Annotated in this window: 20 protein-coding genes; all 20 read right to left on the bottom strand. The window is 26.0% G+C overall.

All coding sequences use genetic code 11. The features are described 5' to 3' along the window. Positions 1 to 35: 35 nt before the first annotated feature. The gene (locus VJI77_RS03620; RefSeq protein ID WP_323988315.1) at positions 36 to 743 is read right to left on the bottom strand and encodes a CPBP family intramembrane glutamic endopeptidase; all 708 of its coding nucleotides are present in this window, start codon (positions 741 to 743) and stop codon (positions 36 to 38) included. Positions 744 to 796: 53 nt separating this feature from the next. Beyond that, on the bottom strand, positions 797 to 1,513 hold the full coding sequence (locus VJI77_RS03615; RefSeq protein WP_323988314.1) for a CPBP family intramembrane glutamic endopeptidase: 717 nt from the start codon (positions 1,511 to 1,513) through the stop codon (positions 797 to 799). 67 nt (positions 1,514 to 1,580) lie between these two features. After that, positions 1,581 to 2,303, bottom strand: a complete 723-nt coding sequence (locus VJI77_RS03610) for a CPBP family intramembrane glutamic endopeptidase (protein WP_323988313.1) — start codon at positions 2,301 to 2,303, stop codon at positions 1,581 to 1,583. Between the two features lie 60 nt (positions 2,304 to 2,363). Then, positions 2,364 to 3,089 (bottom strand): CPBP family intramembrane glutamic endopeptidase, encoded by a 726-nt coding sequence (locus VJI77_RS03605; RefSeq protein ID WP_323988312.1) that lies wholly within the window; start codon positions 3,087 to 3,089, stop codon positions 2,364 to 2,366. A gap of 60 nt (positions 3,090 to 3,149) precedes the next feature. Further along, the gene (locus VJI77_RS03600; protein WP_323988311.1) at positions 3,150 to 3,827 is read right to left on the bottom strand and encodes a CPBP family intramembrane glutamic endopeptidase; all 678 of its coding nucleotides are present in this window, start codon (positions 3,825 to 3,827) and stop codon (positions 3,150 to 3,152) included. Positions 3,828 to 3,857: 30 nt separating this feature from the next. After that, entirely contained in the window at positions 3,858 to 4,571 is a 714-nt protein-coding gene (locus VJI77_RS03595; protein WP_323988310.1) for a CPBP family intramembrane glutamic endopeptidase, read from the bottom strand. A gap of 696 nt (positions 4,572 to 5,267) precedes the next feature. Then, on the bottom strand, positions 5,268 to 5,918 hold the full coding sequence (locus VJI77_RS03590; protein WP_323988309.1) for a YaaA family protein: 651 nt from the start codon (positions 5,916 to 5,918) through the stop codon (positions 5,268 to 5,270). A 16-nt stretch (positions 5,919 to 5,934) separates the two neighbouring features. Next, positions 5,935 to 7,551 carry an ABC transporter ATP-binding protein gene (locus tag VJI77_RS03585; protein WP_323988308.1) on the bottom strand — a complete coding sequence of 539 codons (1,617 nt, stop codon included), beginning with the start codon at positions 7,549 to 7,551 and terminating at the stop codon, positions 5,935 to 5,937. 182 nt (positions 7,552 to 7,733) lie between these two features. Continuing rightward, on the bottom strand, positions 7,734 to 9,491 hold the full coding sequence (locus tag VJI77_RS03580; protein WP_323988307.1) for an ABC transporter ATP-binding protein: 1,758 nt from the start codon (positions 9,489 to 9,491) through the stop codon (positions 7,734 to 7,736). Beyond that, positions 9,484 to 11,238 (bottom strand): ATP-binding cassette domain-containing protein, encoded by a 1,755-nt coding sequence (locus tag VJI77_RS03575; RefSeq protein ID WP_323988306.1) that lies wholly within the window; start codon positions 11,236 to 11,238, stop codon positions 9,484 to 9,486. Before VJI77_RS03575 ends, VJI77_RS03580 begins: the two co-directional genes overlap by 8 nt. Positions 11,239 to 11,327: 89 nt before the next feature. Further along, a complete protein-coding gene (locus tag VJI77_RS03570) occupies positions 11,328 to 12,500 on the bottom strand; it encodes a cation diffusion facilitator family transporter (RefSeq protein ID WP_323988305.1) in 1,173 nt (390 codons plus the stop codon). A 2-nt stretch (positions 12,501 to 12,502) separates the two neighbouring features. Continuing rightward, positions 12,503 to 12,997 carry an anaerobic ribonucleoside-triphosphate reductase activating protein gene (gene nrdG / locus VJI77_RS03565; protein ID WP_009354965.1) on the bottom strand — a complete coding sequence of 165 codons (495 nt, stop codon included), beginning with the start codon at positions 12,995 to 12,997 and terminating at the stop codon, positions 12,503 to 12,505. Positions 12,998 to 13,009: 12 nt separating this feature from the next. Beyond that, entirely contained in the window at positions 13,010 to 15,133 is a 2,124-nt protein-coding gene (nrdD, locus tag VJI77_RS03560) for an anaerobic ribonucleoside-triphosphate reductase (RefSeq protein WP_323988304.1), read from the bottom strand. A 281-nt stretch (positions 15,134 to 15,414) separates the two neighbouring features. After that, positions 15,415 to 15,834 (bottom strand): YbaN family protein, encoded by a 420-nt coding sequence (locus VJI77_RS03555; RefSeq protein ID WP_323988303.1) that lies wholly within the window; start codon positions 15,832 to 15,834, stop codon positions 15,415 to 15,417. 60 nt (positions 15,835 to 15,894) lie between these two features. Continuing rightward, on the bottom strand, positions 15,895 to 17,550 hold the full coding sequence (locus VJI77_RS03550) for an ABC transporter ATP-binding protein (protein WP_323988302.1): 1,656 nt from the start codon (positions 17,548 to 17,550) through the stop codon (positions 15,895 to 15,897). Beyond that, a complete protein-coding gene (locus tag VJI77_RS03545; protein WP_323988301.1) occupies positions 17,540 to 19,330 on the bottom strand; it encodes an ABC transporter ATP-binding protein/permease in 1,791 nt (596 codons plus the stop codon). The genes VJI77_RS03550 and VJI77_RS03545 overlap by 11 nt, the downstream gene beginning before the upstream one ends. Before the next feature lie 123 nt (positions 19,331 to 19,453). Continuing rightward, positions 19,454 to 21,157 carry a proline--tRNA ligase gene (locus VJI77_RS03540; protein ID WP_323988300.1) on the bottom strand — a complete coding sequence of 568 codons (1,704 nt, stop codon included), beginning with the start codon at positions 21,155 to 21,157 and terminating at the stop codon, positions 19,454 to 19,456. Between the two features lie 447 nt (positions 21,158 to 21,604). After that, complete coding sequence (locus tag VJI77_RS03535; protein ID WP_150262688.1) at positions 21,605 to 22,048, bottom strand: Dps family protein; 444 nt, start codon at positions 22,046 to 22,048, stop codon at positions 21,605 to 21,607. Positions 22,049 to 22,164: 116 nt separating this feature from the next. Then, on the bottom strand, positions 22,165 to 22,848 hold the full coding sequence (locus VJI77_RS03530) for an aspartate/glutamate racemase family protein (RefSeq protein ID WP_323988299.1): 684 nt from the start codon (positions 22,846 to 22,848) through the stop codon (positions 22,165 to 22,167). After that, positions 22,848 to 24,038, bottom strand: coding sequence for a carboxylate--amine ligase (locus VJI77_RS03525; RefSeq protein WP_323988298.1), 1,191 nt, complete (start codon positions 24,036 to 24,038; stop codon positions 22,848 to 22,850). The genes VJI77_RS03530 and VJI77_RS03525 overlap by 1 nt, the downstream gene beginning before the upstream one ends. Positions 24,039 to 24,041: the final 3 nt, after the last annotated feature.

Raw genomic sequence — 24,041 nt, 5'->3', positions numbered from 1 at the left:
TTAAATAAAACAATCAATAATTAATATAATACATTTTATAAAACACTTGTCTTTACAATAAATGAAAGTATTACAATACCTGTACTAAATACAATATGTCCAATTATCGCGCTTTCTATTCTTTTTGTCTTTAAATAAACATATCCAAAAGTCAAGGATATAATTACAGCTTCTACTACGACAGGAAGTGCATGTTTTACATTTATAAGTGCAAACAAAATTCCTGATAAACAAGCTGGTGTAAATAATCTGACAAATTTGTATCCACCTTCATATAAATCATATAAGTGGCCGAATACTATACTTCTATAGACTATTTCAGTTACAAATGGAATAATAAACACCATATTTATTAAGGAAATTTTATTATTAGAAACCAGATTTTTAATTCTAATAAATTCTCCAGTCATATCATAGGGATAACCTAAAAATCCTAAAATTTTAAATAAAATTTGAATTACAACTAGTAAAGCTATCCCATAACATACCCCAATCAAAATTGATTTTACTAAAGGTTCCTTTTTACTACCTTTGGATATTGAATTTGTTGGAAACTTTTTACAAAACAAATATACTAAAACTCCAAAAATCAAAAGTAAAACCATATTTATATTTGATAGGTTTTTAAGTACAAATTCTGATTTTAAATATTTATTTACCAAAGTAGAAAATCTTAAAATCCCTAAAAAATAAACTAATGATATTAATAATGATACAATAAAATTTTTTGTCTTAACACTCATAACTTCCTCCTAAAATTTTTATTTTATATAATAAGTTTTTTTATATGTTTAAATTAGAAAAATCTCATAATTATTATAAATATATTAACTAAAATATGAACTGTTATAGCTGAACTGATTCTCTTAGTATATAAGTATATTGCTGAAAAAGATATTCCATAAATTATATATTGAATCATAGCCAAATGAAATACACCATCATGTGTTGAGCCGAAAATTATCGATGATATTATCATAGATGTTATTATCCTAATATATTTATTACAACCCGAATGTAAATCATACAAATATCCAAACAGTATTCGTCTATACACCAGTTCTTCAAATATATTTACCGAAGCTATTGAAAATAAACTTACAAACAAATTAAGTCTTTCAGTACCCCTAGTATTTTTTGCATTCAAACTATAAACCTCAAGTTTGAAAATACTTTCAATGTATGAAGCTAAATATATAATCAACATAGTAAAAACAAAAACTAATATCGAAATAATTATAGATTTTTTTAAGTCCATTTTTTCCGAATTATCTATAGAATTTAATTTTCCATTAAATATATACTTTATAATCAAAAAAATTATACAATTCCCAAATAGGCAACAAATCCCACCAACAAAGAAATTATTTACAATTGGATTTTCAAAAAATTTAAAAACAAATATTTTCCCAAAAAATAAAGAATTTAAAATTTTCTGTCTAAAGATGAATTCAAAAAATAGAAACATTAAAGCAGGGAAGCCCCACTTTTTAAAGTTTTTTACATTTATCAAAATATCCTCCTTTGCAATATTTTTTTAATATGAATTATTTTTTCTAAAAAAAGTTATTTTGATTAAATTACAAAAATGTATCTTTAACTATTAAAAATATATTAATTAAAACATGAACTGTTATGGAAGCACCGATTCTCTTAGTATATAGATATACTGCTGAAAAAGATATTCCATATATAATATATCTAACCATAGCATAAGCAAAAACACCATCATGTATTGAACCGAAAATTACTGATGATACTACTATAGATGTTATTATCCTAATATATTTATTACAACCCGAATGTAAATCATATAAATATCCAAATAATATTCGCCTATACACCAGTTCTTCAAAAATAGATATACAAATACTTGAAAATATACTCACAGAAAAATTAAGTTTTTCGATAGCAAGAATATTTTTAGTATTTAAACTTATGTTAGATATATTAAAAATATAATATTCAATATACTTAGTAGTATAAACTAATATCATAGTAAATACAAAAAATAAAATTGAAATAATTATAGACTTTTTTAAATCCATTTTTTCAGAATTATCTATAGAATTCATTTTTCCATTAAATACAAACTTAGAAATTAATAAAATAATACAAGCAACAACAAAACACCATAATCCCAACGAAAAATATTTATTTACTACAGTATTATCAAAAAAAGCAAAAACTAATAAATCATCATAAAATATTTTTTTTGATATTCTTTGCCTAAAAATGAATTCACAAAAAACAAACATTAAAATAGGAGCTATCCATTTTTTTGAATTTTTTATATTTCCCACAATTTCACCTCTGCAATATTTTTTATACTATTTATAATTTTCTTAAAAATTTTATTATAATTAAATTCCAAAAATATCCATCATTGCTAAAAACAAATTATTTAAAACATGCACCGTCATAGATGCAGAAATTCTTTTCGTATAAAAATATACACTAGAAAAAACCACTCCATATACTACATATGTAATCATAGCAGGATGAAAAACTCCATCATGTGTTGCTCCAAATATTATTGAAGACACAAGGACAGATGTTATAAATCGTACATATTTATTACATCCTGAAAGTAAATCATATAAATATCCAAATAAGATTTTTCTATATACAATTTCCTCAAACATAGGTCCTGTAAATACTATAGTAAATACAGAAAACAATGTTTTTTTCAAAAAAAATACTGTAATAATGGTGTTCTTACTTTTTCTAACAATACCTAAAACATTTACTAAAAAATTCTTGAGCATAAATAAAAATATTATAGTTAAAATCAAGATTACAATAGAAAATAAAAGACTCTCTTTCAATCCTTTTTTTGAAGAAGCATCTATTGAATTAAATTTTCCATTATATACATACTTAGAAATTAACAATACAGATAAAATTATAAAAATATATCCTAATCCATCAAATAAAATACCATCAAAAAAATAATCTCCAGTCAATACGAACTTCCTAAAAATAGGTAAAATTTTTCTTTTAAAAATGAATTCGCAAAAAATGAACATTAAAATCGGTAATATCCACTTTTTAAAGTTTTGCTTATTTAATATATTTGTTTTTTCCATAATTATCTCCTTGTTCTTAAAACCCTAATTTATATTTCTCAATAATAATTTTTAAAAAAATTAGAAAAGATTATGTAAAATATGGACAATAATAGGTGACGATAATCTTTTAGTATAAACATATAAACTAGATAGAATTATACCAGAAGTAACATAAAATAACATATAAGGATGAAAAACTCCATTATGTATTGACCCAAACACTATTGAAGATACAATTGATGCAGTAATAAATCTAATATATTTATTACATCCTGAATGTAAATCATATAAGTATCCAAACAATATCTGCCTAAACACAATCTCTTCAAATATAGGAGCTACAAATACGCTATCAAAATTTCTATAAATACTAACTTCTTTTGCTGTTTTTATAGCATTATCATTAATGCTATTAACATTTCCGAATACATTATACACAATAACGGAGATAATCTTATCAAGATAAAAACTAATTACAAATACTACTACTGAAATCAGTACTGATTTTAGTAAATTCATTTTTTTAGAATCATCTATCGAATTAAATTTATCCTTATATACAAAATGAATTAAACATATAAAGAAAATTATTAATACAATATGAGCAAAAAAATGTATAAATGCAAAATCCTTTGTCCCATATTTTATAAAAAGTTTTTTAGATATTTTGCTGTAACATTCATAAACTAAAAACATCAAAATTGGTAATATCCATTTTTTAAAGTTTTTTATATTTAATAAATTAGTATCTAGCATTATTTTCTCCTTTATTATATTTTCATAATATTAGAAATAAATTATAAATCTCCTAAAGTCTAAAAGTAAGTTAAATAAAACATGTACAATTATTGGAGATGATATTCTTTTTGTATATAAATAAAGTCCAGATAAAATAAATCCATGAGTTATGTATTGAAGCATTGCAGGATGGAATAAACCATCATGTATTGATCCAAATATAATTGCAGATATTAGTGCTGAAGTTATATATCTAATATATTTATTACATCCTAAAAATAAATCATACAAATATCCAAACAACAGTTGTCTATAAACTAGTTCCTCAAGTGTTGATGTTACAAAAGAAAGCCCAACTACTGATAAGGGATTAGATTTAAATTCTTTTGTAATAGCATCTGCATTAGAACTATTTAAGCTAATATGACTAAAAAGAAAAGATTGTACCCACATAACCCCATATATAATTCCTATAGTTAAAAATAACACAACTATTGAAATAATAATAGATTTTTTTAAGTCCATTTTTTCAGAACTATCAATCGAATTTAATTTTCCTTTAAATATAAATTTAATTAACAAAAACAATATAATTGCAACAATAAAATTACCAATTAATATCGATTTAGAAAAATTACCTGCCCTATTTATTACAATATAAGAAATCATCTTATCAAATATAAATTTATAAGAAATTAATAAAATAATTGGTAATATCCATTTTTTAATGTTTTTACTATTTAATAAATTAGTTTTTCCCATAAAAACTCCTTGACCATATATTTTATTGAATAACAATATATTAAAATTCATCTAAAGAAAGTGTAAATGCAGTATAATAATCACTATGCAAAGTAATGATACCATAAAGAAAACGTATTTGTCAAGATGAAATAACAAAATATTGTAAAACAATAAAAATACTAATTATCATAAAATATAATTATTGAAAAAACAGTATTTTTTATTTAATCAAAAAATTATTTATTAATTTTATTTATAAAAAGCTAATATAAAATTTACTATATATCTATATGCAAACATTTCTATAAAAATATTTTTAATATAAAAAACTCCAAAAGTTTTTACACTTTTGAAGTTCTAATTAAAATATAAAAAATATTCACTTAATATTACCTTGTAAAAAAACAAAATTATGAGATTTCCAAAGCAATTGTATCTAATGATACAATTCTTTGTCAGACCTACTTTTATTTGCAAGCAAACAAAGTTAGGGCTAGATTCGCGACACTTCGCTTCGGTCGAAATGACGTGCAAAGAGGAAACCTAATTTAATAGCATAATGTTAAAAGTTAATAAACTTAAAACCATATTTTCACTCTATCACTACAAAAATATTCATATCGTGTTGACGTTCATTTCAAATCCTCAATATGTCATCTCGACCGAAGTTGAGCGATGCAAAACGAAGCGGAGAGATCTCATATAATAATATTTCTAGCTATTTTTCACAAATACAAATTTATTTTCTAAAGACATTTCTTCAACAAAACCATATCCATCTTTGTCAAATTTCTTTATATCTTCAATATTTTCAATTTTATTTTTAGTCATAAAATTAAGCATCATTCCTCTAGCCTTCTTCGAAATTGTAGAATGTTTTTTTAGTTTTCCATTGACTTTTTCATAAAATTCAAAATCCAAAATTTGATTCTCTGAAATGTACTTTCTAACTGTTTTTGAAAATTCATCACTTGCAAGATTAACAATAAAATCTGTATCTTTTAAAATGTTCTTAGCAATATCATCTTCCCAAAAATTATATAAATTTCCCATTTTTGTTTTCATAAGAAAATCGAGTCTATATGGATTAATTAAATCAAAAGGTTTAAGCGCACCATATAGTGCAGAAATTATAATTAAATGCTCTCTTATATACTCTAAATCACACTCATCAAACTCTTCTCTTTTTATATTTTTATAACACATTCCATCATACATATAAAAAGCCTTGCAATAATCTTTTGAACCCAAAACTTCAGGAACATTCTTTAAAATTTCATTTGTTTTATTAGAAAATTCAACTCCCAAAGAAAATCTTTCACAAATTTTAGAAATTGTCTTTGCAGGTGATAAAATTATTTTCATATTTCTCTCCTTAAATCTATTTTTCAAGATCTATCAACTTATTACAAATAGATAATGGTAATTTTCTATGAGTTATTATTAATATTATCTTATCTTTGCTGATTTTTTCAATATTTTTAACAACTTCCTGTTCTGTTTCGAAATCTAAAGCAGAAGTAAATTCATCTAAAATCAACAAATTAGAATTTTTATACAAAGCTCTCGCAAGTGCAATTCTCTGCTTTTCCCCACCTGAAACATTTTTCCCTTTAATTTCAATTTCAAAATCTCCATCTTTTTTCCCATTAAACTTTTTAACCTGTGATAATTCAGTAGAAATTTCAAAATTATCTTCATCAAAACTATCAAAAGCTATATTTTCTTTTAATGAACCTTTAAATAAAAAGGCATCTTGTTCAAGATATGAAATCAAATTGTAGTAAGAAGTTCTGTTTATATCTTTTAAATCTATCCCGTTTATTGTAATTTTACCATTGTAGTTTAAAATTCTCTTTAAGAGCAAATCTATTAAAGTACTTTTCCCCGAACCAGACGGACCTATAATTCCTATAATATCTCCCTTTTCCATTTCTGTATTAAAATTTTTAAATATATAATTTTTTTCGTCATAAGAAAAAGTGAGATTCTCAACTTTTATAGTATCTATGCTTGAAATAGCCTCTTTTTTATCTTCAACTTCTGCACTATCAACAAATTCTAAAATTCTATCACTCATTCCAAGAGTTACCTGAACTCCTGAAACCCAATCTGATAAATTTCTCATTGGCTCATAAAGATATCCCAAATAAAAATAAAACGCAAACAATGAACCTAAAGACATATTTCCTGAATTCACTTCCATTGCTCCAAAAAGTAATATTACAATTGGTAAAAGTACTACAATAAGTCCTGTAAGTCCATATCCTATTGCAGTATATTTCTTAATGTTCTTTAAATAAATTTCATATTTTTTTATATTTTCTCTAAACTTATTCAAAAAGAATTTCTCTTTACCAAAAATTTTTATTTGGAAAATTCCATCAGTATATTCCTTTACACTTTCCGTTACTAATGCAAAATGTTCTCTTTCATCTTTACTGTTCTTTCTTATGGCACTATCAACCTTTTTAAAAAATATTGTATAAATCGGAATTACAAACAAAACAATAATTGCAAGTTTAAAAGACATATAGAACATAAGTCCCAAAACTATTGAAATATTAAGAACGTTTAAAAATAGCATAGGAAGTCCTATACTAATATCTTCACTTACAGTTTCGCAATCATGTAAAATTCTTGAAGTTAAGTCACTTGGATTTTGTTTATAATACTCCGGAGACTTATCCAAAGCTCCTTTTAACATAATACTTCTAAAATAATTCATGTATTCAACCCTATATGTGTGCCACTTATAATTCTGATACGAATCAAAAAATGCTTGCAGTATTCCCAAAACTATAAGTAAAATTCCAAAATTTAAAACTTTAGAAAAATCTTCTCTATTTTGAACCATATTAACCAGTCTTCCTATCATATATGGAGCAACAGCATACAAAATAACAGAAAATGCACAAAGTAAAGTTATTTTGAACCTTCTAACTCTATATTCTCCTATGTAAGACATAAGTTTTAAATAATTTTTTATACTATTCATAGCATCTCCCATTTCTTTAAATTATAAGTATTATATAATATTAATCGCAATAGTATTATAACACTTGACTTTAATACAAGTCAATTTATCGTTTGAAATCTCAAATTTTCAATATCAATATAGTATTTTTAAAATAATTTTATCAAAAAAGTCTAAATTCTAAATAGAATCTAGACTTTATTTTAAATATATTTCTCTGACTGTGATAAGTATAACTCCTTATATTCCCGAGAATTTTCAATGAGTTCATTATGATTCCCAAAAATTATTTTTCCATCTTTCATAAACCATATTTTATCTGCAATATGAACTGATGCCATTCTATGAGAAATCATAAATATTATTTTATCTTCTTTTATATTTTTTAAAATTTTATAAACAGAATTTTCTTTTTCTATATCAAGACTTCCTGTAGGTTCATCTAAAACCAGTATTGGACTATTTTTATAAATTGCTCTTAAGATTGCGATTAATTGAGCTTGACCTCCTGACAATTCAATATTTCCATCATCAAGTTCAACTCCGAGTTTATCATCTAAATTAATTTTAAAATCTTCTTTTTTTATCCCAAGTTTATCAATAATTTTAAAAATTTCATCATCCACAATTTCCTTTTCGCCTTCATTTTCAATTAATTTACAGCAAATATTTTCTCTTAAAGTTATATCATCAATCAACTTAAAGTCTTGGAAAATTGTACTTATATACTTATTTTCAGTTTCATAAATAGACTTTCCATCATAAGTTAAACTTCCTTTTGAAGCCTCATAAAGTCCTGAAATAAGTTTTATTAAAGTACTTTTCCCTGCTCCGTTTTCTCCAATAATTACTATAATTTTAGGTTTTTTTACTTCAAATGAAATATCATTTAGAACATAATTTTCAGAATCTCTATATTTAAAGTAAATATTTTTTGCGATTAATCCAAAATCCTTATTCTCAACAATTCTTTCTATATTTTTTACAATGTCAAATTCAATGAAATCCAAAACAGGAATGGTATATTTTGAAAATCTGTCTAAATCAATTATATTCTCAGAAAATTCATTCATACTGTTTGTAAATTTTAATATGCCTACAACAGTAAAACTAAAATCAGAAAAGCTGATTTCATTTTTATAAACCCTACTTGCACTAAAAATTATTACAAATAAGGTACAGATAATTGAATTTATCACTTCAATTATATTTACAATAGCCTTATTCCTATAAAAAGGTTTAAAACATTTTAATATATCTTTTATAGTTTTAGAAAATTTATTATCTATAAAAGTTTCAAATTCATTTGATTTTATATCTAATATATCATCTCTGTTCAAAACCATATAACTATAATACCAGTATTTTCTATTTATCGGAGATAAGTTTTCATAAAATTTACTCTCTTCCTTACTGTATTTTTTCTTTGCAAATATATTTATAACAAATAGGATAAGTAATACTATGCTTAGATAGAAAGAAAAATATCCTATGGCAATAAAAGTTGTTAACATAATTGAAATATGTTCTATGCTTTTTACAATTGCCTCTAATAAATTTTCAAGACAATATTGATTTCTAAGGGAAAATCTTGCCCTTTCTTGTAAATTATGAAAATCAGGACTTTCTAAATTAGAATAGTCTATTTCCGTTGATTTTTTCAAAAGTTCTTTTTCCATTTTAAGTAAATACTCTCTTGCAGAGTATTGAACTCTCCACTTTAATACTTCTTTAAAAATCCTTAATACAACAAAAACAATAGACTCAAAAATCAATTTAATAGATAGATTTTTAATATTTCCAATTTGTAAATATTCTGTAAAATCTCTAACCATAAATAAAGCTAGTAAAGTCAATAGAATATTAATTAAAATATCAATTAAAATTCTATAGACAAATCTCTTATCTATTTTAAAAGATAGTTTTAAAAATCTGAAAATAGTTTTAAATGAATTAATCATTTTTATCACCTACTTTCAATTTAAACATACTTTTAGTTAATTCTTTTAAATATCTATAATATTCAGATCTTTCAATTAATTCAAAATGAGAACCTGAATCTAATATTTTTCCATTATTTAAAATATAAATTTTATCCACTATATTAGAAATAGCCAATCTATGAGAAATAATAATAAATCCTTTTGTCTTTTCTTCAAGAGATAATCTTTTATAAAAGTCCATTTCTTTTTTAGCGTCAAGTGCAGATGTAGGCTCATCTAAAATTAACATTGTTCCACTTTTAACCAATGCTCTTAGAATAGTTAGCATTTGTAATTGACCACCTGACGGTTCAAAAGCATCTTCAAAAAATTCTTTTCCAAATCTAGTATTCAAATCTATCAATTTCCCATTTACATTGTCAAGTTTACAACTTTCTAAATATTCTTCGACATATTTTTCTTCATTACTTTTTACATTATCAAATCCGAATAAATTTTCTTTAAGTGTCCCTGCAAAAAAATGTGAATTTTGAAAAACGGCTGAAAAATAAGCAAGTCTTTCTTTTGCTGAAACTTCTTTCCCATTAATGAGAATTTTTCCACTTGTTTGATTGTAAATTCCCATAATTACTTTTATAAGTGTACTCTTTCCGGCACCATTTTCTCCAATTATTCCAATTTTATCGAAAGATGAAAACTCCATATTTATATTTTCTAAACTGTATTTATCAGTATTTGGATATTTAAAGTAAATATTTTTAAGTTCAAAGAATACATCATTATTTTCTATATTAGCTTTTTTACTTTTTAAACTATTTTCTTCTAAATGCAAAAGGTATTTATCAAACATTTTGATATTTTTCTTTAAATCGGATATAATTCTTAAAGACTCCTTTTCATTAGTTACAAAAAGTTGATACATACTGAAAACTATAAAAATCGTAGATATAGAAATGGAATTAATACTAAATAAGTATATCAACATTCCAATTGTAAAAATATCAGTTAAAATTTCCAAAAATATTGAATTTATACCTAATTTTATACCTAAATTAGTTTTATTTCTTATAATAGCCATCGCTTCATTAACAATTTTCTCATATCTCTTTAAAATTAGATTTCCTAAATTAAATATACGAATATCCTTTCCATATTCATTTCTCATACTAAAATTATTGTAATATTCAAGTTTTGTTAATACATTTCCCTGTTCTAAATCTGTGTCTAAGTCAAATTCATTAATTTTTTCTCTTAAAGGATATGCTCCAAGTTGAATTAAAAATGTAAAAACAACAATGTAAAAAGTAGTTTTCAAAATAATAAAGCCTGAAAAAATAAGCAACACAAAAATAGGAATAAAATTTATTAAATCCATTAAAATTGCACTAAAACCTGCATTATCATAAGCTAAAAAATTCCAAGCTCTATTCATTGAATATTCAAATTTAGGATTTTCAATATCTTCCATATTCTTTTGTAAAATTGAGTTGTTCAGTTTTCTTGCTAACTTAAATCTAAAACGAACTACTTCATAAGATAGCTTTGAAAATAAAATACTTGACATAATTTTAGAAAATATAATTATAGCAAACAAAAAAAGTATAATAACGATAAATTTATTATAACTATATATTTTATTTTCGACTAAAGAAAAAATATATCCAAAATAATAAGCATCTAAAAAATATGCAACTATAAAACAAATATTATAAATTAAAATTTTAAAAATATTTTTTCTAATAAAAGGTAATACTAAATTTTTCATAAATTTTCTCCAAATAAATTACTACCCTGATTATATAAAAAAATTACCTACTCGTCAACTTATACAAAAAATAGCACCGAAGTGCTATTTTAAAAATATTCATATAAAATTGTTATTGAAGTTTTTAATTCTTCATCATAATTTTTTATCAGTTCTTCAAGCTCTGATTTTAAACTATTTTCATCAAAATTTTTATCCAATTTGTTTCCATCTAATGCTAATTGCAATCCTACAAAGTACTTATCTCCCTGTTTGTAAATTGCAAAGTCATGCATTGATTTTATATAACTAAACTGATTTTTCCAATTTTCAGTAATTTCTTTTAATTCAATTTCTCTTTCCGTAAAGTTTCCCCCTACCGGTTCAACATGGATTACCAATACAATTTCATATTTTTCATAAATTTCTTTTTCAATAAGGCTCATAAGATTATGTGCTTTGATTAAACTCATTTCAGCATCAACTTCAACATCAACAGTTGCAATTGTTTTAAGATGTCCATATCTATGAAAAGTGTAATTGTGTATTCCCAAAATTTCTTTGTGCTTTTCTATATCTGACAAAACTGACTTTATCAATTCTACACTTGGTGCTTCTCCAATAAGTTGACTTATTGTTTCCCTTGCCAAAGAGAAACCTGAGAATAGAATAAATGCAGAAACTATTAGACCCACAACTCCGTCAACAGGAAAAGTAGTATAATCTGCAAAAATCATTGCAATTAAAACAACTGAAGTTGTAAAAACATCGCTCAAACAGTCAATTGAGGTAGCCTTCAAAATACTTGAATCTATTGCTTTAGAAAGTTTTCTATTGAATAAACTCATCCAAAGTTTTACAAAAATAGAAATCACTAAAAAAGCAATTCCTATTTTACCCATTATAATTTTTTCAGGATTTATAATTCTTTCGATAGATGTCTTTGCAAATTGAACTCCTACAATCATAACCATCATTGAGATTATTAAGGTAGTTATATATTCAACTCTTCCATGTCCATAAGGATGATCCTTATCTGGAGGTGCAGAAGAAAATTTGAAGCCTAAAACTGTTGCAAAGGAATAAATAGCATCCGAAAAATTATTTACTGCATCAGCTGTTATTGAAACTGAATTTGCTAAAATTCCGATTACAAATTTTGACACTCCCAAAGTAACATTTAAAAATGTTCCTATCATTCCTGAAAGATATCCGACTTTTTTTCTATCATATTTATCTGTATTTTCAATTTTCGAAATATTTAATATTTTTTTCTCTAACATATTTACTCCATAAACAGTACAATATTTCCGGTTTCAATTGTCTTTTTTATGTCTATAATTCTTTGGTTTGAAGAACCTCGAAATTTCAAAGTTAAGTCTTTTAATCTATAATCAAATCTTCCATCAACCAAAACATCACATTCTTTTAAAAGCTCGAATCTATCATCATCTTCAAGAATTTCTTCAAAAGTATATCCTGAATAAATCCAAATATTTTTATTTACACTTTTCTTAATATCTCTTACAATTTCAAGGAGTTCTTTTGCGTTTTGCATTGGTTCTCCGCCAAGCAAAGTAAGACCAGAAACATTTTTATCACGCAAATAGTCTATGACTAAATTAGTAGTTTCTTTAGTCCAAAGCTCCCCAAAATTGAAATCCATATATTTTTTATTAAAACAATCTTTACAATTATGTGTACAGCCAGTTACGAAAATACTAGTTCTGATACCAACACCATTTGCAACATCATAAGATCTTATCTGACCATATCTCATTTTAATCCCTCACTATATATGAAGAACCCTTGACTTTATTTCTTTTGTTCTTCCTTCATTCCAGAAGTTTTCTCCAAGATAGCCACAAGTTCTTCTAGTTACATTCATTTTTTGCTTATCTTTATTATGGCATTGAGGACATTCCCATTCATTATATTCATTTATGATTATTTCGCCATCAAATCCGCAAACATGGCAATAATCTGATTTTGTATTAAATTCAGCATATTGAATATTATCATAGATAAATCTAATCATTTGTTCAACAGCTTCAACATTATGGTTCATATTAGGAATTTCCGCATAAGAAATACAACCTCCTGTTGACAATTTTTGGAAATCTTCTTCAAATCTGAATTTATCAAAAACTGAAATATTTTCCCTAACATCAACATGATAACTATTTGTATAATATCCCTTATCTGTTATATCCTTTATTTCTCCATATTTCTTTCTATCTATAGAACAAAATCTGTGAGTTAAACTTTCAGCAGGAGTTCCATATAATGAAAATGTCATTCCTGTTTCTTCACTCCAACTGTCAGCTGCTTCTTTTATTTTTCTCATAACCTTAAGAGCAAATTCTTTTCCTTCTTCAGTTGTATGGCTAACACCTTTTACACACATAGTAGCTTCATATAATCCGATATATCCTACAGAAAGAGTTGAATATCCGTTTTCAAGGTATTTTTTAATACTTTCACCTTTTTTAAGTCTAGCAATTGCTCCATATTGCCAATGAATAGGAGAATTATCGCTCTTTACATTTTGAAGAAGTGAATTTCTGAATAAAAGTGCTTTTTTTACAATTTCAAGTCTTTTATCCAACATTTCAAAGAAACCTTCTTCATTTCCCGTATTTAAAATTCCTATTTGTGGTAAATTCAAACTTACTACACCTTGATTAAATCTACCTTCAAATTTATAGTTTCCATTTTCATCTTTATAAGGCGCTAAGAACGATCTACAACCCATAGGTCCGAATACATTTCCTTCATAATGTTCTCTAAGTTTTTTAGCAGATATATAATCAGGATACATTCTCTTTGCAGTACATTTTGCAGCAAGTTTTGTTAAATAATAGTACTTACTATCTTCTCTTACATTGTTTTCATCTAAAACATAAATCAATTTAGGGAAAGCAGGTGTGATATAAACACCTTTTTCGTTTTTAATTCCTTCTAATCTTTGTTTTATTATTTCCTCAACAATTTGCGCAACTTCATCTTCATATTCAAAACCATCTTCAACATACATAAAAAGAGTAACAAAAGGACTTTGTCCATTTGTAGTCATCAAAGTATTTATTTGGTATTGAATAGTTTGAATACCTGCTTCCAATTCTTTCTTAGTCATTGCTCTTGCAATATTTTCAATGTCTTTTTCATCAGTTAAAATTTCTTTTGCAAGTTTTAAATGTTTTTCATAACTCTTTCTTAGATACTTTCCTAGATGAGCAACATTTAAGCTTTGACCACCAAATTGACCTGATGCTACTTGTGCAATTATTTGAGTCATAACTGTACAAGCAACTTGGAAAGATTTTGGAGTTTCAACCATTTTACCATTAATTACTGTTCCATTATCAAGCATATCTCCAATATTAACTAGACAGCAATTGAACATAGGTTGAATTAAATAGTCCATATCGTGAAGATGTATGGCTCCTTCGTCATGAGCCTGAACAATATCCACAGGAATTAACATTCTTCTTGCTATATCCTTTGAAACTTCTCCAGCAATCAAATCTCTTTGAGTTGATGCAAGAATAGCATTTTTATTTGAATTTTCATTTATAACATCCAAATTCGTCTTATCCAGAAGACCTAAAATACTTTCGTCAGTAGTATTTTTAAGTCTTTTAAAAGTTTGCACAGCCTTATAGTTTTCATAAGCTCTGGCGGTTGCAGGATTTCCATATTTAATTAAGCTGTAGTAAACATGATCTTCTATATCATATATACTCATCTTCTTTCCGATTGTTGTTGCAAAAGTTTCTATCTCTGATGCAATCTTTTCTGCCAATCCTTCTTCATATACTCCTGTACTGCTATGCATAGCTTTATTTATCGCTATTGCAATTTTATTAGCATCAAAATCTACTTCTTGACCATTTCTTTTTATTACTTTAATCATAACTACCTCCAAAAATACTTCATAAATGCTCGATAGTAAGATTATATCATCAACAATATATATTGTCAACAAACTATATAGCAACTATATATAGTATATTTACCCATTTTCTCTTCTGAAATCCATTGTAATTATTTTTATATCAATAAGTAGAACAAAAAAATTTTAAATTTTTTAAAAAAATTTTTTTAACAATAAGAACCCCACCCTTCCACGATGCTTCGCATCGGTGGGTTCCCGGGAACCTTGTTGTTTCACAATAAAAAACTGATATGAATTTCTTAATTCATATCAGCTTTTATATTTTCTATTTCATTTTCATTACTTTTTATTGTTTTAATCCCAAAGACAAAATATATGACATGACAAAACCAAACTATTCCCAAAATTATTCTTCCAATTTTTGTATTTTTCATAAAATAAAATCCAATTCCCATTGTCAAGGTGAAAAATATTATAATCTTTACTTTCTGTCTTAGTGGAAGTCCTTTTCTATTTGCAATTTTTTCAATATTATTTTTGTATAATTTTGTTCCAACAAACCAAGTATGCAATTTCTCAGAACTTCTTGCAAAACAAAATAATGTTACAATGTAAAATGGAAACGTAGGCAATATTGGTAAAAAAGCTCCAATAGTTCCTATTGCAAAAAATATCAGTCCTATTATAATCCAAGTATATCTTACAATTTTTATTTTCATATATTACCCCTCATATCTTTAATATGGTAATGATAACATATTTCATCTTAATCTTCAAGGCTATATTTTAAAGCATTTACCATTTTCAACTCTATACACAACATCTGAAAATGATACAGTACTCATTCTGTGAGAGATCAAAAATACCATTCCCTTACAATTTTCTTTAATCAAATTCAAAATTATTGATTCATTTAAAGTATCTAAATTACTTGTAGGCTCATCAAAAATATAAACATCAGCCCTCTTTAATAATGCTCTCATAAGTTCAAGTCTTTGCATTTCTCCACTTGAAAAAATTATTTTTTCAGAATTTATTTTAGTATCAAGTCCATTTTCAGTTGATAAAATTACATCCTTTAATCTACATTTTTCAGCAATTTCTAAAATTTCTTCATCAGTAATCTTATCATTTCCTAAAACTAAATTTTCTCTGATTGTTTGAGAAAAAATTTGTGGAAATTGTGGAATATAAGCAATTTTTTCTTGTAGTTTTCTACTATCTATTTCTAGAATATCTTCCTCATTTAAAGATATTTTTCCTGATTTTGCAATATACCATTTCATCACCATTTTCATCAATGTACTTTTCCCTGATCCGCTCTCTCCGACAAGACCTACAATTTTTTCATCTTCAAAATGCAAATTCAAATTTTCAAAAATCATCTTATTTCTCTTAGGATAAGAGAAACCAACATTATCAAATTTTATTTCATTTATTTTTTCAATTTCTTTATTTCCGTCATTTCCAAGTGGTTCGATTTCATCTAATAAACTAAAAGTTTGTTTTGCTGCTTGTAATGCACGACCAAGTCCTAAAGGAAGTCTGCTAAGTTCTAAAAATGGAGCAAATGATGAACTGAAAACTACCAATGTAATTACTGCATCTTTTACACTAATTACATTTTTATTTACAAGTATAAAATCTACAAAAGCAAAGGCTAAAACTCCGAAACCTATTGTTAAAAAACTGTATGAAAATTGTAAGAAATTTAATTTTGCAACATTTCTTTCTTTTTTATTTACAATTCGACTTTCTTTTGATAAGTTTTTAAATCTTTCTTTTTCAACTCCAAGTTGAAGTAAATCTTTCATACCTCTTAAACTTTCCAAAAAATATGAAGTATATGATTTTCTATATTTTTGTTGAACTTCAAGATGTGGTTTTAATTTGTTTGAAAATATATTAGGTATAATAACAGCAAGTGTAAAATACACTATAACTGCAATTAAAGCTAAAAGTATATTATATTGTAAATAATAAATAATTAAAATTATTGAAACAATAGTCCCTGTTGTAATAGGTGCTAAAGTATGAGCAAAGAAAACTTCTAAAGCTTCTACATCTTCGCCTATTAGTTTCAACAGAGCTCCACTATCTTGAGAATCAAGTTTTGACGGAGCAAGTCTTCTAAGTTTTGAAAAAATTTCTCTTCTAAAATCTGCTAAAACTTTAAAAGCAACGTAATGTCCAAAATAATGTTCTCCATATCTGAAAAGCCCTCTTGAAATTGCAAGAACAACTAAAATTATTAAAGATATTATTTTTAGCTTTTCTCCATTAAGTGCATCAAATCCCAATGAAATAATTTTTGCAGGAATATAAACTGTGATTAAAAATCCAAAAACTGCAAAAAATACAGCTAACAAAATTACTGGGAGTAATTTTCTCATAAAATTTATAAGTCTAGCTACTAATCTTAAACTATCTTTCATTTAAAATTTCCTCCATTTCATTTTGTTTATCTAATAATAATCTATATTCAAAGTTTGAATTGTATAAATCTTCCGGTTTCCCAAAATCCCAACTTTTTTCTTTTCCCATAAATAAAACAAAGTCAGCTTTATTAACTTGCTTCATCTTATGAGAAATAAACATAACAATAGAATTTTTAGAAATCATTTTGATTAAATCCAAAATTGCTATTTCATTTTCGGTATCAACACTTGATGTCATTTCATCAAAAATGTAAATTTTTCTATTTGCAAGTAAACTTCTAACACAAATTATCTGTTGCCTTTGCCCCGGAGAAATCAATCTTCCGTTTTCTCCAATAATTGTATTAAAACCGTCAGGCAAAGTCTTTACAAATTTTAGAATATTTTTCTCCTCAATCCATTCTAAAATTTCGTGTTCAGATAATTTTGTAGCTTTTTTCAAATTATCCATAATGCTTTCATTAAAGACATAAGAATCAGGAGATACATAAAAACCTAATACATTTATATCTGACTTCGAGAAATCTCTTAAAGATTTCCCATCAATTAATATTTCTCCAGAATAATCTTCAAGATTTTTAAACAAGATTTTTGCAAAAGTACTCTTTCCAAGTCCACTCTCTCCTGCTATTGCGAATAAACTACCTTTACTTATACTTAAATTAATATTATTTAAAACATCTCTATTCTCATATGAAAAAGATAAATTTTTAAATTCAATATTATCTATACTTTCTAAATTAATATTTGAAACTTCTGTTTTCTTTTCATTCTTTACACTATCTAAAAAAGTAAAAATCCTATCTGCCATTTTAGTATTCATCATAAGTAAATGCATACAATATCCCAATTCTCTAATTGGAGTAAAAAATTCAGTTGCAATCAAAACAAAGAATATAAAATTAAAGATTGACATATTGCCTTTTGAAACTGATAAAACCGCTAAAAATCCTGAAATTGCAATTCCAAGATACATAACTCCGTCCATATATCCAACTGATTGAAGTTGAAATTTCAAAAGTTCCATAGTGGAAAGTCTAAAGTTTTCAGCAGATTCATTAAATTTTTTCTCATAAATAGCATCAGCACTATAAGAATAAAGAGTATTCAATCCCTTTAAATCGTCCATAAACAAATTACTTACATCCATATAAGTTGACCAATAATGTTGCATAATCTTTGCTGAACGCTTTTGTATTAACACTATTGAAACAGGAATAAAAGGAATACTAACTAAAAAGACCAAACCACCTAAAGGATATATAAAAGCTACAATTAATAAAATTGTTGCACAATTAAAATATGTTCTTAAAGTTGTTGTTAAATAATTACTGTAAAAAGTATCTAAGCTGTCAATTCCTTGAGATGCAACTGTAAGTACATCTGCTGTTGAATAGCCTTTAAAAACTTCCTCATTACCTTTGGAAAAGGCATCAAAAAATTTAACTTTTAAATTATTTCTTGCATACTGAGATGCAACACCTTGATATCTCTTAGCAAAAATAGAAATCCAAAAACCAAATATATTTAATCCGATTGCAATTACAACATAAGCAAAAAGATTAAAATCTATTTTATTATATAAATTAGAAAATCCCTTTGCTATAAATCCAAAAGAAATAATTCTCATCAAGAACTGAATCCAAGACAAAAAAGAAGCTATATAGACAAATCTCATTCTATCTCCTAACTCTTTTTTTAACCTATTTTTTAATTCTTTTCGTCTTTCACGACTTATTTTTTGTTTTTGAATTTTTGTACTGAAATCACTATCCATAAAAAACTCCTTATTAAAAATAATACTTAATGCTTATAGGATACCCAATTAAATAGAAAATTAAAAATATAATCAATCTCAATATATACCTGAAAAAATACCACATATTGTGGTATTTAAATATTATTTTATTTTTTTAACTTCTTCTACAACTCTATTAATTGCATCTTCATAAGACATTTCAACATTTTCCATTTCTCTTCTTGTTGAAAATTCAATTATATTTTCATTAGCTTTTTTACCAACAGTTATTCTTAAAGGAATACCAATTAAATCTCTATCATTAAATTTAACACCTATTCTTTCCTTTCTATCATCAAGCATAACTTCAACACCTTGAGCTTCCAATTCATCATGGATTTTTTCACCAAGCTTCATTTGTTCTTCATCATTAATATTTACAACTGTAACTATTGCGTGATATGGTGCAACTTGAATTGGCCAAATAATTCCTTTTTCGTCATTATTTTGCTCTATAATTGCAGTAATACTTCTTGTAATACCAATACCATGGCTTCCCATCCAAAAGTATTGGCTAACTCCATTTTCGTCTAAGAAAGTCGCGTTTAAAGCCTTAGAATATTTTGTTCCAAGCTGGAAGATATTTCCAACTTCTATTCCTCTTGCAAATTTCAAAGGATGTCCACTTATAGGACAAACATCTCCCTCTTGAACCATAAGTAAATCTTCTGCGATTTCTCCGTCAAAATCCCTTCCAAAATTACAATTTATATAGTGATGATCTTCCTTGTTTCCACCAACTACAGTATTTTTCATAAGAGTAACTCTCTTATCTAAAATTTTTCTTACCTTTAAATCAACAGGTCCTGTATATCCAGCAAATGTACCAATTTTTAAAATTGTCTCATCATCCATCATTTCAATTTCATGTTCTGGAACACCAAGATAAGAACAAAGTTTTGTCATATTAAGCTCTCTATCTCCCGGAACAAATACTATAATAGGTTCTCCTGCAACAATCAAATCTATCGCCTTAATACATTTTGAAGCCTCTTGTTTTAAAAAGTTTGCAACATCTTCTATTGTCTTGCAATTTGGAGTATAAACCAATTCAAGTTCCTTTTCATCTCCACTTTCGTCAACTTTGTAAATAACTTCTGCTTTTTCATCTGTAGCAGCATATCCGCTTTCATCACAGTAGCAGATAACTCCTTCTCCAACATCAGAAAGAGCGATAAATTCATGTGAGCTGTTTCCTCCCATTGCTCCGGCATCTCCAGCAACAATTTTATAATTAAGTCCTAATCTATTAAATACTTTTTCATATGCTATCCACATTTCTTTGTAAGATTCCATCATCATTTCAGGACTTACATCAAAAGTATAAGCATCTTTCATTGAAAATTCTCTGGCTCTGTTAATTCCAAAACGAGGTCTTTTTTCATCACGATATTTTGTTTGAATTTGATAAATATTTAATGGTAATTGTTTATAGCTTTTTATTTCTCCACTAATTAAAGTTGTAAAATATTCTTCAGCAGTTGGTCCTAGGCAAAATTCTCTTTCATTTCTATCTTTAACTTTAAACATTTCTGGTCCAAAAGTTTGCCATCTTCCTGATTCTTCCCATATTTCTTTTGGTTGAAGTGCAGACATTAAAATTTCATATCCACCCATTCTATCCATTTCTTCTCTTACAATATTTTCTACTTTTCTAATTGCTCTGTAACCAAGAGGAAGATAGGAGTAAATTCCTGCAGCACTCTTTCTAATCATTCCTGCTCTTAAAAGCAATTTATGACTTATAATTTCTGCCTCTTGTGGATCTTCCCTAAGTGTTGGCATATAGTATCTTTTCATTTTCATAATAAATTTCCTCCGTAATTATAAATTAATTTTTTGTGATGATTTTTATAAAATGGCTTCTATAATTAATAAAAAAACGGCAATCATCTCCAAGAGACGAAAGCCGTGGTACCACTCTAATTTATACTCAAAAGCTATAAGGCACAACCCTGTAATTTTAATACAAGTTCAAAGATAGGTTCGATTACCTGTATAAAAGTTTTTCACCAAACAACTTCTCTCTACATATACATAAATAATCTACTATTTCTTATCATCACGAAATATTTGATGAATAAATTATATTAAATTTAGTAAAAAAAGTCAACTGTAAAGAATTAAATTTTAAATAAGAGCCTTATCATTCCACAATATTTTACATCATGTGGGTTATTGATAACCTTGTTATTTCACAAAAAAAGGTTGAGGACTAATTCCTCAACCTAAATCACTCTAAAATATCATTTCTTATTTACAGCAAGGTTTTGAAGCTCTTAAGAACCAAATATTCTTTTCTAGTTCTCCAATTTGATCTTCTAACATTGAAACAATTATGAAATCTCCATCATTATCAGCTTCTTCTCTAATTTTAGTAGCTTCTTCTTTAAGAGCAGCTAAATCATTCATAACTATTTCGTTAACTTCATCAACTGTTACCTTCTTAGATTCTAATTCTTTAACAGTAGCATTAGCAACATATTCTTTTAATGATGCGAATGGGAATCCACCTCTCATTTTAATTGCTTCAGCAACTTCATCATACCATTCGAAGAATTTATCATATAATCCTTCTGTAAAAATATGTGTTTGATAGAAATTTCTTCCTTCTACATTCCAATGCAAATTATGCAATTTAGTTGTCATAACTGCGATGTCTGATAAATAAACATTTAAACTTTTAAAATCTTTCATTTTTCATTCCTCCTATTATTTTATCATTCACAACCATTATATACCCAAATATTTTAAAAATAAAGTTTTTTTATAATTTTTTTTATTTTTTTGAGAATATATGATTAGAATCACATTTATTTTTTAAGCTTTGCTCCACTGTATTCAATACTCTTATTTACGAGAACATCCAAAGCATCAATCGTATTTATATTTTTACATATATCTAAAAGACTAAGTTCAGTACAAGCTATTATTCCAATAGTTTCGTTATCACAGTATTTATTTAGAATTTCTACAAATTCTTTATTCTCTAAATTATTTGTTTCTTTAATCTTGTAAATAATATCCATAACAGTTTTCTTATCTTCTATGGACAATTCTTTTACTTCTATGCCGTTTTCTTCTGCATATTTATTATAAACTTTTGAATTTAGTGTTCCAAGTGTTCCAAAGACTGCGACTTTTTTTATTCCTCTTCTTTTTATTTCTAAAATTGTTTCTTCAATCATATTTATAATTTTTAAATTTGCGAAGTTTTTAAATTCATCATAAAAATAATGACTTGTATTACAAGGAATAGCAACTACATCTACACCAATTTTATCCAGAATTTCCAAATCTTTTTTTATTTCATTTAGAAATTCAGTATCTTTATTTTCTATAATACATCTTGTTCTATCAGGCATTGTTGAATGATTTAACACTATTAAATCAATATGTTCATTGTCATTATGCGCCTCAGTATTTAAAACGACTTTATCGTAGAACTTAACAGTTGCTAAAGGTCCCATACCTCCGATAACTCCTAATTTGTACACTATTTCCTCCTAAATATTTTTCTAAAAACTTTTCCTAATAAAATTTTATTAAAGAAAAACCAAGGTTTTAAATCATCAGTAGCAAAAATTGCAGGAGCCCACTTTCTTGAAAATGAAATCTTTAAAGATTTAAAAATTCCAACTTGTTTAGTTTTCTTATAATGCCAAATTGCAACCATATCTTCAAAACCGTAAATAAAAGCATAGTTTGTATCATAGTCGATATATTTACAATCACTATCTTTTAAATTTCCGGTTAAATCAATATATGCAATATAAGGCATATTAATTCCAACTTTATAAATCAAATTGTTAAAATTAGTAGTCCTTGCATTTATTTCTATTAGATAGATTTCTCCTGTTTTTTCATGTCTTTTAAATTCTATTTCACCAAAACCTCTATAACCTATATTTTCTAAGAAAGGTCTTGATATATCAATCAATTTTTGATTGTATTTTTGAATTGTAAAAACAGATGCACCAAAATTAATTGGCCATTGCCTTTGCTTTTGAGCAGTCATATAATGAGTTGTCTTTCCGCTTCTATCGATATAATAATCGTAAGTCAACATACAATCGTCAAATCCCGGAACAATTTCTTGAACAAAGATTTCTATATTATTGTCCTTTGCTTTTTTTATTCCATTTTCCATCTCTTCGACATTATTACAGATAAAAACTTTATTTCTAAAGACCTTAGTAAAATCTACAGTGTCAAAAGGCTTGATAATACAAGGAAATCCCACTTCATTTTTTACTTTTTCAACTAAATTTTCATCGTTTGCATTAATTGTTGCTGGAATTTTTACTCCATTTTCTTTAGCAATATCATGTAAAGTCCACTTATCCAATAATTTTGAATTAAGTCCTTTTGCTTGACTAATTAAATAATATTTTTCTAATTCGTCATAATATTTATCTATAAGTTCAACATATTTATCATGAGTTGGGAGCAAAACAGGTTTTTCATCTTGTTTTTTTCCATATTCAATTAATCCTACAAAAGCCTCTTCTCCAAATTTATTCAAATCATCAATTTTTAAAAATTCAGAAATGTATTTAGACTTTGCTCCATAGGAATTATCAAAGTCATAATCACAAGCTACAACATGAACTCCTTCACGTCCTAAGCATCTTATTATGCTAAGTCCTATATAGTAATTACAACCTAAAACAACAGCTTTGTTCATTCT

Source organism: Parvimonas sp. D2 (assembly GCF_035282635.1).
Lineage (GTDB): Bacteria > Bacillota > Clostridia > Tissierellales > Peptoniphilaceae > Parvimonas.
Note: the sequence above shows the minus strand (reverse complement) of the source record. Positions and strands in the feature narration are given on the sequence as shown.

What these genes read in the sequence shown, in the direction of transcription:
- nrdD (WP_323988304.1), bottom strand. Translation starts at nt 15,133, where the DNA reads ATGATTAAAGTAATAAAAAGAAATGGTCAAGAAGTAGATTTTGATGCT.
- VJI77_RS03535 (WP_150262688.1), bottom strand. Translation starts at nt 22,048, where the DNA reads ATGAAAGATTTTAAAAGTTTAAATGTTTATTTATCAGACATCGCAGTT.
- VJI77_RS03580 (WP_323988307.1), bottom strand. Translation starts at nt 9,491, where the DNA reads ATGATTAATTCATTTAAAACTATTTTCAGATTTTTAAAACTATCTTTT.
- VJI77_RS03600 (WP_323988311.1), bottom strand. Translation starts at nt 3,827, where the DNA reads ATGCTAGATACTAATTTATTAAATATAAAAAACTTTAAAAAATGGATA.
- VJI77_RS03575 (WP_323988306.1), bottom strand. Translation starts at nt 11,238, where the DNA reads ATGAAAAATTTAGTATTACCTTTTATTAGAAAAAATATTTTTAAAATT.
- VJI77_RS03620 (WP_323988315.1), bottom strand. Translation starts at nt 743, where the DNA reads ATGAGTGTTAAGACAAAAAATTTTATTGTATCATTATTAATATCATTA.
- VJI77_RS03550 (WP_323988302.1), bottom strand. Translation starts at nt 17,550, where the DNA reads ATGAAAGATAGTTTAAGATTAGTAGCTAGACTTATAAATTTTATGAGA.
- VJI77_RS03545 (WP_323988301.1), bottom strand. Translation starts at nt 19,330, where the DNA reads ATGGATAGTGATTTCAGTACAAAAATTCAAAAACAAAAAATAAGTCGT.
- VJI77_RS03570 (WP_323988305.1), bottom strand. Translation starts at nt 12,500, where the DNA reads ATGTTAGAGAAAAAAATATTAAATATTTCGAAAATTGAAAATACAGAT.
- VJI77_RS03525 (WP_323988298.1), bottom strand. Translation starts at nt 24,038, where the DNA reads ATGAACAAAGCTGTTGTTTTAGGTTGTAATTACTATATAGGACTTAGC.
- VJI77_RS03585 (WP_323988308.1), bottom strand. Translation starts at nt 7,551, where the DNA reads ATGAATAGTATAAAAAATTATTTAAAACTTATGTCTTACATAGGAGAA.
- VJI77_RS03605 (WP_323988312.1), bottom strand. Translation starts at nt 3,089, where the DNA reads ATGGAAAAAACAAATATATTAAATAAGCAAAACTTTAAAAAGTGGATA.
- VJI77_RS03540 (WP_323988300.1), bottom strand. Translation starts at nt 21,157, where the DNA reads ATGAAAATGAAAAGATACTATATGCCAACACTTAGGGAAGATCCACAA.
- VJI77_RS03555 (WP_323988303.1), bottom strand. Translation starts at nt 15,834, where the DNA reads ATGAAAATAAAAATTGTAAGATATACTTGGATTATAATAGGACTGATA.
- nrdG (WP_009354965.1), bottom strand. Translation starts at nt 12,997, where the DNA reads ATGAGATATGGTCAGATAAGATCTTATGATGTTGCAAATGGTGTTGGT.
- VJI77_RS03595 (WP_323988310.1), bottom strand. Translation starts at nt 4,571, where the DNA reads ATGGGAAAAACTAATTTATTAAATAGTAAAAACATTAAAAAATGGATA.
- VJI77_RS03590 (WP_323988309.1), bottom strand. Translation starts at nt 5,918, where the DNA reads ATGAAAATAATTTTATCACCTGCAAAGACAATTTCTAAAATTTGTGAA.